General features: G+C 48.4%; 17 protein-coding genes and 1 riboswitch. Of the genes, 2 read left to right on the top strand and 15 right to left on the bottom strand.

Annotated elements, in window-relative coordinates:
• Nucleotides 1-3: 3 nt before the first annotated feature.
• From KOG47_RS01950 to KOG47_RS01925, 6 genes are all read right to left on the bottom strand, one after another.
• Complete coding sequence (locus tag KOG47_RS01950; protein WP_214690480.1) at nucleotides 4-450, bottom strand: hypothetical protein; 447 nt, start codon at nucleotides 448-450, stop codon at nucleotides 4-6.
• A gap of 166 nt (nucleotides 451-616) precedes the next feature.
• Nucleotides 617-1768, bottom strand: coding sequence for an ROK family transcriptional regulator (locus KOG47_RS01945; protein WP_215243653.1), 1152 nt, complete (start codon nucleotides 1766-1768; stop codon nucleotides 617-619).
• Nucleotides 1769-1988: 220 nt separating this feature from the next.
• Nucleotides 1989-2756, bottom strand: a complete 768-nt coding sequence (locus KOG47_RS01940; RefSeq protein ID WP_159562904.1) for a tyrosine-protein phosphatase — start codon at nucleotides 2754-2756, stop codon at nucleotides 1989-1991.
• 6 nt (nucleotides 2757-2762) lie between these two features.
• Nucleotides 2763-3968 (bottom strand): alpha-amylase family glycosyl hydrolase, encoded by a 1206-nt coding sequence (locus KOG47_RS01935; RefSeq protein ID WP_074035871.1) that lies wholly within the window; start codon nucleotides 3966-3968, stop codon nucleotides 2763-2765.
• A gap of 88 nt (nucleotides 3969-4056) precedes the next feature.
• On the bottom strand, nucleotides 4057-4980 hold the full coding sequence (locus KOG47_RS01930; protein WP_215243652.1) for an LCP family glycopolymer transferase: 924 nt from the start codon (nucleotides 4978-4980) through the stop codon (nucleotides 4057-4059).
• Nucleotides 4981-5081: 101 nt separating this feature from the next.
• A complete protein-coding gene (locus KOG47_RS01925; RefSeq protein WP_215243651.1) occupies nucleotides 5082-5927 on the bottom strand; it encodes a YihY/virulence factor BrkB family protein in 846 nt (281 codons plus the stop codon).
• Nucleotides 5928-6053: 126 nt separating this feature from the next.
• On the opposite strand from KOG47_RS01925, the gene gnd reads away from it, so the two are divergent.
• A complete protein-coding gene (gene gnd / locus KOG47_RS01920; RefSeq protein WP_215243650.1) occupies nucleotides 6054-6938 on the top strand; it encodes a phosphogluconate dehydrogenase (NAD(+)-dependent, decarboxylating) in 885 nt (294 codons plus the stop codon).
• Between the two features lie 48 nt (nucleotides 6939-6986).
• Here the strand turns inward: gnd and KOG47_RS14715 are convergent, their stop codons facing one another.
• The 9 genes from KOG47_RS14715 to KOG47_RS01880 form a co-directional block, all read right to left on the bottom strand.
• Nucleotides 6987-7277, bottom strand: coding sequence for a hypothetical protein (locus KOG47_RS14715; protein ID WP_251131787.1), 291 nt, complete (start codon nucleotides 7275-7277; stop codon nucleotides 6987-6989).
• 28 nt (nucleotides 7278-7305) lie between these two features.
• Nucleotides 7306-7581: a hypothetical protein gene (locus KOG47_RS14710; RefSeq protein WP_251131786.1), complete on the bottom strand. Its 276-nt coding sequence runs from the start codon at nucleotides 7579-7581 to the stop codon at nucleotides 7306-7308.
• A 19-nt stretch (nucleotides 7582-7600) separates the two neighbouring features.
• A complete protein-coding gene (locus tag KOG47_RS01910) occupies nucleotides 7601-8215 on the bottom strand; it encodes a flavodoxin family protein (protein WP_215243649.1) in 615 nt (204 codons plus the stop codon).
• A 106-nt stretch (nucleotides 8216-8321) separates the two neighbouring features.
• Entirely contained in the window at nucleotides 8322-9338 is a 1017-nt protein-coding gene (gene galE / locus KOG47_RS01905; RefSeq protein ID WP_074035865.1) for a UDP-glucose 4-epimerase GalE, read from the bottom strand.
• A gap of 41 nt (nucleotides 9339-9379) precedes the next feature.
• A complete protein-coding gene (gene pelG, locus KOG47_RS01900) occupies nucleotides 9380-10840 on the bottom strand; it encodes an exopolysaccharide Pel transporter PelG (RefSeq protein WP_159562910.1) in 1461 nt (486 codons plus the stop codon).
• Nucleotides 10821-12239: a GT4 family glycosyltransferase PelF gene (pelF, locus tag KOG47_RS01895; RefSeq protein ID WP_215243648.1), complete on the bottom strand. Its 1419-nt coding sequence runs from the start codon at nucleotides 12237-12239 to the stop codon at nucleotides 10821-10823. Before pelF ends, pelG begins: the two co-directional genes overlap by 20 nt.
• The gene (locus KOG47_RS01890; protein WP_215243647.1) at nucleotides 12236-14077 is read right to left on the bottom strand and encodes a DUF2194 domain-containing protein; all 1842 of its coding nucleotides are present in this window, start codon (nucleotides 14075-14077) and stop codon (nucleotides 12236-12238) included. Before KOG47_RS01890 ends, pelF begins: the two co-directional genes overlap by 4 nt.
• Complete coding sequence (locus KOG47_RS01885; protein WP_215243646.1) at nucleotides 14074-14988, bottom strand: hypothetical protein; 915 nt, start codon at nucleotides 14986-14988, stop codon at nucleotides 14074-14076. Before KOG47_RS01885 ends, KOG47_RS01890 begins: the two co-directional genes overlap by 4 nt.
• Nucleotides 14985-16211 (bottom strand): hypothetical protein, encoded by a 1227-nt coding sequence (locus KOG47_RS01880; RefSeq protein WP_215243645.1) that lies wholly within the window; start codon nucleotides 16209-16211, stop codon nucleotides 14985-14987. Before KOG47_RS01880 ends, KOG47_RS01885 begins: the two co-directional genes overlap by 4 nt.
• Before the next feature lie 69 nt (nucleotides 16212-16280).
• A riboswitch (cyclic di-GMP riboswitch) is annotated at nucleotides 16281-16367 on the top strand.
• A 40-nt stretch (nucleotides 16368-16407) separates the two neighbouring features.
• On the opposite strand from KOG47_RS01880, the gene KOG47_RS01875 reads away from it, so the two are divergent.
• The gene (locus KOG47_RS01875; protein ID WP_159562914.1) at nucleotides 16408-17265 is read left to right on the top strand and encodes a glycoside hydrolase family 191 protein; all 858 of its coding nucleotides are present in this window, start codon (nucleotides 16408-16410) and stop codon (nucleotides 17263-17265) included.
• Nucleotides 17266-17307 lie beyond the last annotated feature (42 nt).

The raw sequence follows: 17307 nt of genomic DNA, 5'->3' as shown, positions 1-17307 counted from the left end.
TTGTCACGCCACAATCCGATGGCATAACTCCCGAATAAGATGGTCTGACATCGGGCGATCCCCGAGCCATGTTAATGTGTACGCTATCAGTTCCAAATCGAGCTTCGGTCCGTCTATGTATGGGCCGACGACGTAGAGGTCCGCCCCGAACGGCAATGCGTCCTGTTCTTTCAAGCGCCATAGCAAAAGTTCAAACAGGCCGTCCATGTCCTCGAACGACACGTCATGCGAGAGCGTCGATGCTCGGAACAATCGGATATCACGCGTCTCATCGTCATAAAGACGGAAGATACCATCGCGTCTAGAGCGCGTAATGATGATGCTCGTCTCATCCCCCGTTAGCGCTTCCATTTCATCGAAGGCAAAGTCCTTTCGTGCGAACATCCTAGTCGCCCCGTAGCGACCGAAGATTGTGTGAAACTGATCTTTCAATGGTGTCTCTTTTTGCATCGCTACCCCTCCAAACGTGTCGTTGAGAGTGTCACCCCTTACTTAGTAAATTAAATTTATTATCTAACTACATATAGACTATAGCATGCCCTCATTTATATTGTAAACGCTTTCTTATAAAGAAATTAAAAATCGCCTTTCCCTAATAGAACGGCGATTCATGGTTTCATTGGATTTCACCGAACATCTCGTTCGTGATAAGCGCTGCGGCTCCGAGCGCCCCTTGGCTGGCGTTCCACGAGACGACACGGATATCGGTCTGTCGGGCGTCAAGGGTGAGCGCCGTTTGGGCGACACGCTCCTGAATGTTCGTGACGACGTCTGGCGCATAGTTGAATAGCGGACCTCCGAGAAGAATACGTCCCGGGTTCAAAAGGTGGATCATGTTGAGCGTGGCAATACCGATATATTCGCCGGCCCGTTCGTATAGTTTTCGGACATCTTGATTCAAATGGACAGCGTCACGAAGATCATCAAGTGTCAGTTCATGCGAGAGCTGACGAGCTTCATTCAATATGGCACGTTCCCCGGCGACTGCCTCTAGGCAACCACGATTACCGCACGAACAGATTGGTCCGTCGAGCATGATGCGCATGTGTCCAATCTCCCCAGCAATATGATGCTCACCGTCAATCAATTCGCCCGCGTGGACATAGGCTCCCCCAATTCCATAACCGGCATACACGTAGAAGAATTCCTCGATACCAATCGCTTCCCCGAAGTACAATTCACCAAGGGCGAGTGTCCGCACATCGTTCTCAACGAATACGTGCTGCTCGAGGCGTTTCTCTAGTTCGCGCTTGAGAGGGATATCATGCAAGTGAAAACGTGGGGCAAATAAGACAATCCCTTCACCCGCCTCGACCATTCCGTGCACAGAAACACCAAGTCCAATGATATTCCCTATAGCTCGTTTGTTCAATATGGTGTAGAGAGCGACAATCGCGTCGATGAACTCCTCGTTCGTGTCAAACCGTTCGTCGTGCCATGCTTCGTCAAGTAACTCTCCATGAATGTTTGTGACGACGCCATGCAGTTTTCGCTGTGTCGCATCGATTCCGATGACAAAACGGTCGCTCGCAGCAAGTTCGAGCATGATCGGGCGACGTCCGCCGCTTGAGACCCCAAGCTCGCGCTCACTGATTAATCCCTCTTCCTTCAATTCGTTAACAATGTTCGAAATCGTCGGTTTCGTCAAACTCGTCTTCTTAGCAAGTTCAACCCGTGATACCGGCTGATGAAGCCGAATCAATCTAAGAATCAGTGCACGATTGTATGTCCTCATCCATTTAGAGTTACGTGGCGTTGTGTTCCCCATGACCATTCCACCTATTCCTATCTTTTTCTTTCAGTATAGCACTTGTTAAATCCGTAATTAGTTGCGCTTTCATTTTTACGACCATCTATTTTTGATTTTTTATTTTCCACATGCTAAATCAAGTTCAATATAAAAAACGATTTATGCATCGGTTGATTCCATGCATAAATCGTAAAAACACCTACACTTTTGTTCATAATCAATATATTTAACTTCTACTTCACCACTTCCAACGTCCTCGCCAGTTTTTCTCAGGTAAACGTGGAGGATTCACCGAAATCGGTTCATCCGCTAACATCTCCTCCGTAAAGTGGAGGTGCTGTTGCCACATCTCTTCCCCTAATTCGTTGATGACTTCCTGTCTCGCCGCTAACCAATTGAAATCACGATGTTCCACGTTATGGGCATCGGAGGCGACGATGTGACTCAGCCCGTTACTGATGAACGTGAGTGCGAGTTCCCGTATCTGTCTCCCGAACTGTCCTGTCAAACTGCTTGTTGTCACTTGGGACAACGCACCCGACGATACGAGATGATGCAATTTTTCTGGATGGAGTGCAAACTCACGATTCCGCTCCGGATGCGCGATGACCGGAACGTATCCAGCCGCCTGTAGTTGAAAGAATAAGGACTCCGTATAAGCTGGTAGACTTTGACTCGGCAGTTCCACGAGGACATATCGTGACCCAGCGAGCGAATGTGCCTCTCCGGACTCCAACGCTTCGACCATTTCTCCAAAAATTCGAATCTCTTGTCCAACATACAAGGTCAAGGGGATCTGTTCATCATCGAGTCGTTTTTGTAGATGCGCGACTTCTTGCGTGATGTCATGATGTTGCGTCTCAAAGTACGGATGATACGCGTGTGGTGTCACGACAATCGATGTCACCCCCTCTTCCACCGCACGTTTCGCGAGTTGAAGGGATGCTTCCATTGTACGTGGTCCGTCATCTACTTCAGGCAACAAATGACAATGTACATCAATCATGAGTGTTCACTCTCCATTGTGTGATTGTTTTAGCCAAACGTATTCATACGGGCGAAGCGTTACATTTGTCATCCATTCTTCTGTAAAGAGACTCGTCCCTTCACAATCCGTCTGCACCGTCTCTTCACTCATATTCGTCAATAACAGTAGGGTCTCCTCTTGATGCGTTCGCTTAACAGCGAAAACGCGCCGATCGAGATTTAGGACCTCTTGACCAATGTAAGGGGACAAGGCAGGGTGGAGTCGTTTCACATTCAATTGGCTCAATATCCCTTCATAAACACGAAGTCGATCCGGATCGCGTTTCAATGCTCGGACGAGATCTTCCTGTTCAACCGGTTGCGACACCCCAAATAAAGTTCGGTAATCAATCAACGGAATCCCTTGAAGCGACAACAATACACTGTGGGCTGCGAGAATCACATCTGGGTTAGTGTCCATCAGATTTTTCTCAAACGGATCACGTTCCGCTGAAGATAGGAAATTGAAATATGTTTGATTGGCTCTCAGTGAATGAACTTGTCTCGCCCAATCGGTCAATCGTGTCACATTGGCCTGCGCAAACGCTAAAATGACATGACTGGATAAGTCGAAATGACAGACGACGTCCGCCTCTTCCTCAAAGTTTAGGACTGAATCGACACGTTCATTGGCAACGATGAGCTGTGCATTCGGCTTATACGTATGCATAATCGTACGCCACAGTTTGAGGATGTGTTTGACTCGTTCCGGTTCTATTCCGCGAAACGACTCGACATGGACACGGATTTTCGTCGCTCCATACGCCAGACGTTCAATCAGTTCATCTGTTACGGTGACAAGGTCGAGTTGTGACTCATTCCATGCTTCAGGCGTCATCTCGTAAATCAAATCGAACTCATCGGTGAAACGTCCTAAGTCTTCGAACAATTGCACCCGCGAGTCGATGGCTGTGTCCTGTTGTTTCGTTTGATACGGAAACAGGGAGACGAGATAGAGATCACTCACCGTCGTTTGGACATGATCGGCTAACCATTGATGGAGAGCCTCGAGGTTCGCTCGTCCGTCAGTCAGGATAAAACCGGCATCCACCAACAAGACGTTTGTTTTTTCAGAAGGGCGTTCATGGTCGTGCCAACGATGATCCGACCACTTCTCAAACAACCGTTCCCACTTTTCTTGCGAGGTCTCCCCGAGTTCGAGGAGCACCTCTTCAATCGTTTCCCATTTCATGACTCATCCCTCCTTGGCATCTCTTTATTTCTCCCACTTTCCGTTTCATTTGAAACACAAAAAAACTGTCCGACTTGGGTCAGACAGTTTACTCCATCAATCGTTTCAACTCTTCCTGAACGCCATTCAACGAAGAAGATTCCGGATTCCAATAATAGATGCCGTCCCCCTCTAATCCGCCCGCACCCTCAAGCCGTAAGATACTCGCGTTGCGGAACGCGTTCATATAGTCCGTCGACAAAGAGACGAATTCATTGAGCTCGATATTCGTCTTCGCCTGATCGCCGACCACCTCGAGTAACGCGGTGACCTTGTCGAGTGAGAAGTCCGTCCGTCCTTTTTCGATGATGGCGGCGACGACATCACGCTGACGTTCTTGACGTCCGAAGTCACCGTTTGGATCGTTATAGCGCATCCGCGTGTAATCGAGTGCCGCTTCTCCGTCTAACGTCACCTCACCAACGGGAAACGTGTAATCTTCTGTCGAGAACGCAAATTTATTCATGACGGTAATGCCTCCGAGTGCATCCACGACGTCGCTGAATGCCTCCATATCCGTCTCGATGACATAATCGATTGGGATGTCGAGGAAATTCTCGACCGTATTCATTGCCATTTCGGCCCCACCGAACGCATAGGCATGATTGATCTTATCACGTGTCCCTTTCCCGACGATTTCAGTCTTTGTATCCCGGGGAATCGAGAGCATCGCTCCTTCATCAAGTTCCGGATTGAGTGTCAGCACGATGATTGAGTCACTCCGTCCCTGTTCGGTCCCGCGTCGGTCAATCCCAAGCAAGAGAATGGAAACAGACTCTTTGCGTTCAATGGTCTCGACCTGCTTGCGCTCTTTGCTGATTTTCAAGTTGTCATTCACTTGTGCGACGGTGTCATCGACTTCTTTTACCATTGACCAGACGAACGCGCCACCCGTGATGAGCACCAAGGCCATGACGCCTGCTACAACCCCTAGTACGATTTTCCACTTTGATGGCTTACGATGTTTCGCCATGCGACCACACCTTCTTCCGTGAAATAGTACTAGTTTATTCCCATGCCACGGGTTGTTTTAAAGCATGTTCACAAAGAATAATCACGATATCCCTTTTTTTGTTACGGGAAATGGGTCCGGGTCGGTTGGCGGGTCATATGGTAGGGCCATGCCGCATTGATTTCTGCCCCAATCAGCATCGTTGCTGCCGTCAGATAGAGCCAAATTTGTAGTAGAATCACCGCACCGATCGTGCCATATGTGTCCCCTAGAATCGAGAAGCGTTCGACATAGACACTGTATCCGGTCGACAGCAATTGCCACGAGATGACCGCAAACACGGCTCCGGGAAGTGTTTCGATGAACCGTACTCGCTGTTGTGGCGCGATTTTATAAAAGAGTGAGAACGCCATGATCAAGATGAGCGTCGAGACCGTATAGCGCGTCAGAGTCGACAAGCGGTCGAATTCTTCGACTTTTGGATAGAGGGCATAAATCAATTCGACAAATTCTTGACCGAATAGATGAAACACAATCAAGATGACCGCCCCGATGCTCCCTGCTAAAATCACGAGCAACCCGATCAACCGTCGGAAGATATAGCCGCGCGCTTCCGTCTCCCCATATGCGAACACTGTCAGCTTGACGAGTCGTGCCGTCCCGTTCGAGGCCGACCAAAACGCGATGATGGCACTGACTGATAACAGTCCACCGTTCAAATTTCCGCTCACGTCATAGACGATAGATAACAGTTCACGCACACTTGACCCTGGAATGAGTGTCTCAATCTGTTCGATGAGAAGCGCATCATCGATTTGAAACCATGCCATCACGGCGAAGAGGACAAAAAACGTCGGAAAGATGGCTAAAAACCAAAAAAACGCCAATGTGGCACTGTAGTCATTAATATGATGGTCTTTGAATCGATGCCTGACGTCTACGGTCAGTCGAAATACATTTTCAAACATCGCCACCCTCCTCTCATCACTGTTGCACTTATATCATTCTACATCTCGGGCAAGCTGTCCTTTTGAGCAATCGTTATTTCGGGTATGCCCTATAGAGGACTAAATCTTACAAATGGGGTGGAACGAATGGAAATCGGTATGATTGGACTTGGTAAAATGGGCCTCAATTTGGCTCTGAATTTGACAGACAATGGGCATCGTGTCGTCGGGTATGACCCGGGAAACGTATCGACGAGTCAATTTGAGACGAAAGCCTCTTTGCAGGAGATCGTTTCCGCGCTTCAAGCCCCTCGCGTCGTCTGGGTGATGGTGCCGGCGGGTGACGTGACCGAACACGTCTTGAACGACTTGCACAATCTTCTCTCGCCGGGCGACATCGTCATCGACGGAGGGAACTCGAACTATAAGGAATCGATGCGGCGTGCCGACCATTTCAAAGAAAAACTGATTTATTTCTTCGACGTCGGGACGAGTGGTGGGATGGAAGGTGCCCGTCACGGAGCGTGTACGATGATCGGAGGCGACTTGGAGGCGTTCGGAAAGATCGAGCAACTTTTCCAAGACGTCTCTACCGACCACGGTTATCTGTATGCGGGATCGAGTGGGAGTGGTCACTTTTTGAAGATGGTGCATAACGGGATTGAGTATGGAATGATGCAGGCGATTGCTGAAGGGTTCGAAGTGCTCGAGAAGAGCCCATTCGACTATGACTATGAGGATGTCGCGCGTGTGTGGAACCATGGCTCGGTCATTCGCTCGTGGCTCATGGAACTGACGGAGAGCGCCTTCTCGAAAGATGCGAAGCTCGACGACATCCGCGGGGTCATGCATGCATCCGGTGAAGGCAAGTGGACGGTCGAGACGGCACTCGAGTACGACGTCCCGACACCGGTCATCGCGCTCTCCCTCATGATGCGCCAACGTTCGCTTCAAGACGATACGTTCTCGGGCAAGGTCGTCGCGGCATTACGGAACGAGTTCGGTGGGCATGCGGTGGAGAAGAAAGAGTAAAGCACATTAATGAAGCCTCACCTAATTCTATCTAGGTGAGGCTCTTCTTTATAAACCAATTTCAGCAAAGTCAATAAATATTTCATGAACCAATTCTCCACTCCGATAGTATTGATTACATATTTGTCGGTTTACATAGTCAATTTCATAGTAAATGCCTAGTATGAATCTACAAACGTAATCAGGTAAATCTTGACCATCGTATTGCCAATCATCATTGTAACTCGATCTAGTCAACGCTATTATACGTTCTTTGTCCTTATTAATTTCTTGTTGCTGTTTTGAATTCTCTCGAATGACTTTTTTCATCTCAAGGGCGATTAAATTATCCTGTTTCAAATTTCCCCCTCGACTATGCACAATCAAATCACAAAGTTATATTCACTTGTTCGTATCGACCATTACGAATCCTCTTAATCCTTCTGCCTACATTTCTGTTGTATTCAACATCCACATAATATTTTCCATACTGAACATCTTTTCTAATCAAATCATTCAATGCAATTTGAAACTGACCACACATTGTTCTTTCAGAAACTTGACTCTCCAATAACCCAAGATGATCATTTAGAAAATTGCGATTAGCTTTCTCAAAGATATCAACCATTTGGACGTATTGAGTTGCATCCGGAAACGTATTCATAAGCGTTCATCCGTTTGCTTCATTCCATCGTATTCCCTTCTGCCGGAATCGGATGATTTTTTAGCATTCTCGCAAAATGGACGAGGTTATACGCCATCGTCTTTCCGTGAGACTTTGTGAATTCATTTTCCCGCCCGGCATCAAGGTACGAATCACCTGGTCCCGCTTCTCCGACCCAGTACGTGTCGACATTCGGCGGCACGGTGAAACCGATGTGGGACAATCCATATAGAATCGAAGCACAGGCGTGTTTCGCCCCATCCTCATTCCCCGTGACGACGACTCCACCGACCTTGTTGTAGTAAATCGCCTGTCCTGATTTGTTCGTCAGTCCGCTACCGCCATATAGCCGTTCGATCACTTGGGTGGCGACGCTACTCTTCTCCCCGAGCCAGAGTGGTGTCCCAATCACGACAATATTCGCGGCCTTCACTTTCTCAAAAATCTGTGGCCACTCGTCCCCATCCCCTTCATCTTCCGTCACACCGAACTTGACGTTGTAATCAACAATCCGAACAATCTCGGAGTCGACGTCGAGCGCATCGAAGTGCGGGATGATGTCACGAATCAATCCTTCCGTATGGGACGTCGTGTCTCCACCTTTTAGCGAACAGTTCAAAAACAAAGCTTTCATCCAATCCCTCCTAAGTAAATGACGTTCCATTAGGTGTTCCCGTTCGCTATCCTTTCTAATACAAAAAGAGACGACCATCGTGTGATGACCGCCTACTTCATAGGATTTATTCACTGTACCCTTTCGGATTATTCGATTGCCAACGCCAAGCGTCCCGACACATCGCTTCAATGTCATGTCGCACTTCCCAGCCAAGAATGGCCTTAGACTTTTGCGGGTCGGCAAATATCGCCGCGACGTCTCCGTCTCGTTTATCCGTGATTTGATAAGGAATCGTCTGTCCGCTCTCCTGTTGGAACGTTTGAAGCAAATCAAGGACGCTGTATCCTTTCCCTGTCCCGAGGTTGAACGCCTCCACCCCTTCATATTTCCCCACATACTCCAACGCCTTCAAATGACCAAGCGCCAAATCTACGACATGGATATAGTCGCGCACGCCTGTCCCGTCATGCGTCGGATAGTCATCCCCGAACACTTGAAGCTCTTTTAGACGCCCGGCCGCGACTTGTGTGATGTATGGCATCAAGTTGTTTGGGACATCGAACGGATCTTCGCCGATCGTCCCGGAGTCGTGCGCGCCAATCGGATTGAAATAGCGAAGAATCGCAATCGACCAAGACGAATCAGCTGTATAAAGGTCGCGCAATATCTCTTCGATCATCAGTTTCGTTCGTCCATATGGATTGGTCGCACTGAGCGGGAACGATTCATCGACCGGAGATGTGGTTGGGATTCCGTAAACGGTCGCCGATGAACTGAAGACGATACGTTTTATCCCAAATTGATTCATCATCCGTAACAAGACGAGCGTCCCAGCTACGTTGTTGTCATAGTAGTGAAGTGGTTGGCTGACGGATTCGCCGACTGCCTTTAGACCCGCGAAGTGAACGACCGCATGAATCGAGTGCGTGGAGAAGATTTCATCAAGCAATTCCTGATCTCGAATGTCGCCCACGTATAAGGTGACCGTCTTTCCAGTCAGGATCTCGATTCGCTGAATCGCCTCTTGTCGGCTATTGGACAAGTTGTCCAAAATGACGACTTCGTATCCTTCCTCAAGCAATTGCACCGTCGTGTGTGTCCCGATATACCCCGCGCCACCTGTCACAAAAATTGTTTTCATGTGCTTCACCCCATTTTCTGAAAGTTCATCTGCTGCGATTGTTAAGCCGAGCGATCATTGAGCCAGTCCCCGACACGACGGAATGTATCCGTACGCGGAGGTGTTTCGCTTCGGCTAAACGTGTGATAATCAATCTCGGATACATATCGAATCAAGCGAATGAGTGAGAACGCGAACGCAATCGTGCAACCAATCGCAAAACTAAGACCGTAACTGTCTGGTCCAAGTGGTAATAGCAAGAACGTCAACCCTGCATTCATCGTGATGAAGAGTGCCGATGTATACGCCGCTCCCCGATGATCTTCAAAATAGAGCAGGACGAGCGTGAGAACGAGCACCATGGCGTTTGAAAAGGCACCAATCGTCGTCATTTGAAAGACATCCCGAATCTCAGGTGACAGACCTAGTAGCGGGAACAAGACGGCCGCGAACAGAATAAAGAGAAGCGACACGAGCCCTTGATTTCGGAACAGTCGTTGCAACTCTTGTCGTAAGACGAGGAGCATGGCCGCTTTCGAGCGTTGAATCTGTTGGTACGTCCCACCTTCGTTCACGTATCCATAAAACACGCGATACCGCTCATAAAAACGCGTCTCGACCGACACAACGAATATCGTCATCGTCGGAATGATCGTCAAATAAGAGAGGAAGATAGCTGTGTCATAGATCGGATGATAGCGGAATGTGTCGAGGTGGACACTCCCTCCTTCCGCGAACCAGATGATCCATGTGCCGACCCAGATCCCGATGTTATAGAGAAAACTGGTCCAAAAGAGTGCCGGGTAGCGGTCAAAATAGCGATAGAACGAGAACTGACCGACCGTACTCCGGTTTGGGAACGTAAGGAGCATCGATGTGAACAAGCCGAACAACGTGACGACAAGACCGAGTGTCATACTCGCTGTCAACGCGAAGCTCTTCATGTAGGACTCCGTCAAATATTGCATCAAGAACTGGTCCGTGATGAGGACCGCGGCGACTGAGACGATGCCACCGGCCACAAAGCTATAAGCTACCGCCTGATAGAACTTGGCCGCACTGAGGAACAAGAAATGTACCCAAATGAGGTTGACCGTCATGAATAGGACGAATGCCAACGCGTTCAATAAAGCAGGGAGTTCAGAGAACATAAGGAAGATAGCGAACAACAGCGACGCGATGGCGACCGTCGTCTTCATCATCCCGATGAACGCCGGGAAGATGTCTTCATATCGTTTCTCATAAAAACAATCCGCCAAGTACCTCGTGACGACGAGCTGCTGCACGCCGAGAACGACTTGCGAAAAAATAAAACTGTAAGAGACGATCAAATTGAACGTCGTGCGTTCTTCGAGTGTGGCGATAGATAGATAGCTCGTCAGCCACTGCATGAGGGCAATCGTGACGATGACGATCAGCCATGGTCCTGATGTGACGAGCCCGGCAAATGCATATGCTTTGATTCGTGAAGAGAAGTAGTCTTCTTGAAACAACTGTTGTAACTTAAACCCGATGCCCGCCATATACCGCTCTCCTCTCTTCATATAAGTGTAGATATGCATCGATAAACTGATCGGTGCGATAGTACGTCTCGACTCGCTGTTGCCCGTTTCGTCCGAGTCGGCGCGCATCTTCACGATTTTGATGGAACCAGACGCAACGCTCTGCGATTCGCCGTGGATTGACCGGCGGAACGACAAATCCGGCCGGACCGAACGGTTCATCCGGTCGCCCGTTCACGAGTTCCGCACAGGCCCCGACGTCCGTCACAATCCACGGGACACCGGCGGCCATACCTTCTAGTACAGCAAGCGGTTGTCCCTCGGAGATACTCGTCAACAAACAAACATCGAATTCGGGAAGGTGTTGTCGAATATCGACTTTTCCGACCATTAAGACGGACTGTTCAAGCTCGAGTTGCCGAATGAGCATCTCGCACTCCGCCGCATACTCCTTATCCTCATCAAGTGGTCCCATAATGGTCAGTTCGAACGGGACGAGCATGTCTTGTAACAGTTTCGCCGCATAAATCATGGTTTTAATATCTTTGATTGGAACAACGCGAACGATGGCACCGATTCGTAGTTTATCCACTCCCGGCACATGCCCGAGAGCAGACAAGCCCGTCACGTCAATCCCGTTCGGAATGATGCTCAATTTCTCAACAGGTGCCCCGAGCTGACGTTGCAACTCGCCGTTTCGTTCAAAGAGTGTGATGACGTCATCTGCCTTTCGGTACGCTTCCCGGGAAATGTGGTGGAAGAACTGAATCCAATGGGAGCGAAACTCAGCCGGAATCCAAGATGCCTGTAACAGTTCTTCTTCCCGTTCACGCGAATAGATGCCGTGTTCAGTCAAAAGAAACGGAATGTTTTGTCGTTCTTTCATCGCACTCGCAATCAGACCCGCGTATCCGGTCGAGGCCGCGTGCACGAGGTCAACTTGCGGTAATTCAGCTTGGAGCAAATCAAGGACTGGCGCGTACATACTGCGCCACATCCAAAAGTAATCGATGAACGAACCGGCCTGCCCTTCTTCTTGATAACTCTCCGTGACGAGCTGATAGAAGAGACGACTCGAGAAGAATTGTTCTGGTGTCCCGATTTGATTTTCAAGAATCGGATAGATGGACGAATCGACTTGACCGAATGTCATCCACGTCTTGATTCGCTCCCGTTCCGCTTCCGATAACGCTTCCGGTCGACGTTTACGTGTCGCCCGTTGATTAAGGGCGAGCGTGGTGACACCTGTGACGTTCTTCGGTAACGTATAGCGATAATCTGCCTCTGTCTTCGGATTCGGCATGATTGAGATAATCTCAAACTCATGCATCGGCATCTGTTCCATCAGCATATGAACCCAGCTCGATACGCCGCCGCTCACATATGGATAACTCCCTTCAACAACAATTCCTATTTTCATGGACGATCCTCCAATATCGGGAGACGAATGGACGTCTCTCTCAATTCAACTTGATACAATGTACCATTCTCACCAAACGGCTGGACTTCACCAAAATCGAACCTCCCTGTATCGAGACGTTTCCCGGGTTGCACACGAACGAGTAACGTCGACGGAACAGGTAGTTGTTGAGCATTGATATCGATGGCATCATTCGTGTAAGCCACATCGATTTGCGCATCTTGATAAAGCTTGTATTTCCGATACGCATCATACTGACTCAAGCCCTCGAGATGTGGATATTTGGAGTAGAGTGTCTGGAACAGACCCCCAAACGATTCTTTCATGATCTCCCACCCTTTCCCTTTCGAGCGATAGTCATCTAACACATCATCCGGGTGAATGAAATGGGAAACGAGCCCGAAGTTGGCAACAGCGTCGATCACAACAAATAGGTCATCCGGTGTCTCGTTGTATCCGCTCGACACGCGAGGGAAATCGTACAAGTTCGGATAGACCGGGTCGGGTCCGAACTCTTGAATGTAACTTCCTTTTGTCGCATCTCCGCTGTAGAGTCCTGCGACAATCAGCCCTTTCGGAAACTTCTCGTTCAACACTTCAAGTCCGGATTGACCGATGATGTTCGATGGTGGCACATAGCTGCGGATCCGCTCATTCGGCAAGTAATAGTCAAACGCCTCAACGACACGGTCAATGGCGGAACGCATATCTTCCTGACTGTCCCATTTTGTATATCCAAGCTCCGGGTCCATCACTTCATCTCCCATGACGAGTGGCTGGTGGTTGAACCCGTGTAGCCCGACTTCCCCATTCGTTTGGAGTAAACCGCGACCATATTCGAGCATCGGTGCCCGAATTTTTTCGATGAGCTGTTCTGTCGTCTCTTCATTCGTCGCTTTATAACTGCCGATCAGGAAACCAGAATAAGTGACGTCGTAGTCAGCACCGATTTGCTTCATGTCTTTCCACCAAATCTCTGAGAAGAACTCTTTGATGGACAAATCATATTCTTTCGTGATGACCGGATTCGAATAATTTGGTACCGGTGCCGGGAAGTCGTCAAGGTGAACGACCTTGATGCCAGCTTGTGGCATGACGAACGCTGGGAACAGCATCGAAAGCGTCTGCACCATCAAGCCGCGTGAGTTCTTATCCGTCAACGACGTCGTATTCCAAAACATCACTTCGCCCTTCCCATAAGGAGACTGCCATAATATTGGTTCGTTTTTGGCAGAAATGAGGACGTCCGCCTCTTCTTTCAGTTTGACGTCAGCAATGCTGTGGACGAATAACCCTGAGTCTTGAGGCAAGTCGACATACCCAGGGAAAATTTCTTGTTCGAAAATCAACCCGTTGACTCCATCTTTAAAGTCCCCAAAATCGCTTACGCCGACCAGGTCTGCCCAGTCTTGATCGATGAATCGTCCGGCAACGTAGAGCCGTCCACCTTTTTCAACGAAGGACCGAATTGCCTCGTACGGCCATGATTTCGTATTTTCCCCGCTGACGACGAGAACGTGTCGTGGAGAAGGCTCAATCGATGCGATGGCCTCTGCTTCAATCGAGGTATAAGGCAACTTGGCATAGTCGAGCGCATATTTAAAGTTATTCAAAACAGCTGTCGACAAATCGCCGTCATTCTGATGGATGTAGATTTGAACCGGATCCCCCTCCACCGCTCTCACCTCACCCGCGAGTGTCGTAAAGGATTTCGGCTCATGTGCTTCTTTTGGGATGAGCCGATGACCATAGTCAAGCCGTAAAAACTGGACGACGACAATCATCGCGATGAGTAAAGAGAACAAAGACGCGATATACGTCGTAATCGATTTATTCATATATGGGCACCTTCTAACTGTTGAATGACAAAGCGATAGTCCTCCGGAATGTCTTGCAAATCGAGATGTTGATGCAGGCGGTCGAGGGTCGGACGTAGGGACGTCCAATCGCCGTTCGTCATGTGGTGTTCAATCAACATGACATATCCATCGGGTACTTTTGGATGATAAAGGGTGAGCGCCTCAGCCAATCGTTCTCCCGTTTCCAAGTCACCCGAGCGGAACGAGAGGCGGGCTTTCGTGCGTAAGTACGTTTCGTCTGTTTCGTCGTACTCACTCAATTGATCGAGGTGAAATAATATCCGTTGCTGGATGCGCATTTGCATATCATGATCCAAGAGACCGCTATCTAAGAACGAAATTCCGGTTTCAATTACCGGATAAATCGTCTCCGGTCGCTCCGGATTCACTTGTGCGATTCGCTGTTTTAACATCAAATCGTATCGGTCGAACAGTGTGTTTCGGACGGTCGCTGCATAGTGGACCGTTTCCGTATCCTCGTGTTCGAGACCTAAGTGTAAATATTCTTCTGTATTCATGAGCGGTGTCGACATGAGTTGTGTGATCGATTGTTTCCGCTTGTTCCCGTCCATCTGTAAGGCTTCCGTCAATGGGACGAGATCTAAATCTTCTTTCGCCTGTTGCTGCAAGCGTTCTAAGTTGACCGTCTCAAAGTTGATGTACTCATCGTAGTCGAGAAGCGTCTTCGGTGAGGCGAAGCGTCGGGCAATCACATATCCAATCAAACCAAACAGTTCTCCGACAATCGGGATGACGGCACTGACGAGAAATATCGAGAGCCAGACTCCCTTTTCCGTCGCATCGACTTTCGGTCGTACAATCAGTCGATACAAGACGAAAAGGACCGTCGCATGCAGAAGGAAGAAAAGAAGAATCATCCAACTGGTCATAGGCGTTTCCCACCTTTCACATAGAAGACATGCTCAATCCGTTCCTTGAATCGTTCGGCTGATTCAACCGGTGTACCTGGGAGGAGAAAATGAAGGATGCGATCGTCTTCGTCATATCCGATAACGTCAATTTCACGCATCGACTGTCTCAAAATCAATTCCATTTCAATCAATGACAAGTCCACACCCTCTACAGGCAATGTGACCGTACTATACGGTTGACCATATTGCTCATGACGAAGTACTTGTTGGGCCACTTTTTGTTCGAATGCTTCCATACGGAACATGTGCGTCCCGTCGACGAGTTGGTCGCTGACGAGCATCCATTCGAGGGCATCGGCCTTTTCAATGCGCGTTCCCGTCCAATCCAAGACGAGTTTCATCATGTTCATCTCATGACTACGTAAGCGTAAGATATCGATTTCATGGACGACCAAGACTTCCTTCACCGTTCCTTCATAACAAATCGGTGCAACGAGAAGCGGTCCATCTAGCTCATCTGCTAAACGAAGCGTCGGCTTTTTCGATTGGAACATCCGTGCGAAAATTCCCTCCTCCGAATCGATGAAAAGCGTCTGGGGCAAACGTTCTACCTCTCCGGAACGGACATGAAGACGGAGTGTGCGCCGCGATGCATCCACATGATATAAAGCGAGTTGACGAGTACGGAAGACACGCGTGAACGTTCCAATTAAATGATCACGTACTAAAGCGGTCGCATCCTGATCAAGTTGTAGTCCAATCTCATAAATTTTTGAGAGCGTATAAGTCGAGTCGAGCACCCGCTTCCGCATCTCCCCTTGCGACTCTTGTAGTTGTTGTATCGTCTGTTTCAGTTGTTCGTTCTCATCAATCACTTCTTCTTGACGAATGTGGAGCGACTGGTAACGCTCCCGATAAGAAGTACTGAAGACACCCGCACTAAGCGCGACGAAGAAGTGTAGCAAAATCCAAGCCAGTTCATTCGTATCGTAAAGGAATAAGAGCAAGTCTGAGCCTTCCATCAAGAGGAATGAGAAATGGTAGAGACTCGTCAACGCGAAACTGACGAAGGCACCGAGCAAACCATATCGTAAAGAAAACAGGAGGATATAAAAAATTAACGGGTCAATCGCCCAATCTGACAAAGAAAGACTAAATGTATAGTCCAAAATGCCGATAAGTAAAATAGTCACAATCATTTCAATCCATTTGATGGATGTGCGGTGTTGGGTATAAATCATAGTGTCACTCATTCCTTTACGTGGTATTTTAGTAGTAGGACTTTCAATGGATTGTCGACAAAAATTTCATATCGAGACGGGCAAACTTACTGAAAAGTAAGGGCGCAAAGACATGGGTCGTCGATCTTTTTAGATACCGATCGCCAGTCTGCAATAGCCGCAGCCGCTCTCTGATAACTATCAGGAGGGTTTTTTTATGGGTATTTTCTCAGCCAAACGAATCGTGACCATCTGTTGTGCATTTCTCGTTGGATTGGCGTTTTTGACGCCGCAACAAGCGGTCGCTAAAGCGAGCAATCCGCTCGCAAACGTCGAATCGTACAAAATTTATTACGATATGCCGACAAAGACCAAAATTAAAAAGATGCAACAGTATGACCTTGTCATCATCGAGCCTGTTTATTATACTGCAGCGCAAATCAAAGAGTTACAGAAATATGGGACAAAAGTGTACGGCTACATCAACACGATGGAAGCTGACAATTGGAACGTCGATTTCATCAGTCAGATGAACGAGTCGGACTTCTTCCACCGCAACGGACAACGTGTTCATTATGCGGAATGGGATTCTTATTTAGTCGATATGACGTCAACCCACTATCGTGAGTTGTTGACGCGTGAAGTGGAGAAACAAATCGTCGCCAAAGGATTGGATGGTGCGTTCTTAGATACCGTCGGCAACATCGATAATGAGCACTCGGAACAACCGACCATTTTAAAAGCGCAACGTGACGGGATGAGTCAGTTCATGAAGACGATCAAATCCAATCACCCTTCCCTTTCTCTCATTCAAAACTGGGGATTTGCGACATTGAAGACGTATACGTATCCATATGTGGATGGCGTGATGTGGGAAAGCTTCAACTACACGACCGTAGCAAAAGATCAATGGTCAAAAGACCGCATCCAAGAGTTGCGTGACCTTGATACACGTTACGGGATCAAAGCGTTGACCGTGTCTTCGAAACAACGTCCAAAGAGCGCGGCGTATGCTGAAAAAAATGGCTTCATCCATTTCCATTCAAACGCTTCGTTAGATTATAATAAATTCTGACTTTCATTTACATGATTGTACAAGTATCTGGTAGTTTCTACA

This window comes from Exiguobacterium sp. s121 (assembly GCF_018617245.1).
Classification (GTDB): Bacteria; Bacillota; Bacilli; order Exiguobacteriales; family Exiguobacteriaceae; genus Exiguobacterium; species Exiguobacterium profundum.
The sequence above is the reverse complement of the archived record's forward strand: the minus strand, read 5'-3'. Positions and strand labels throughout refer to the sequence as shown.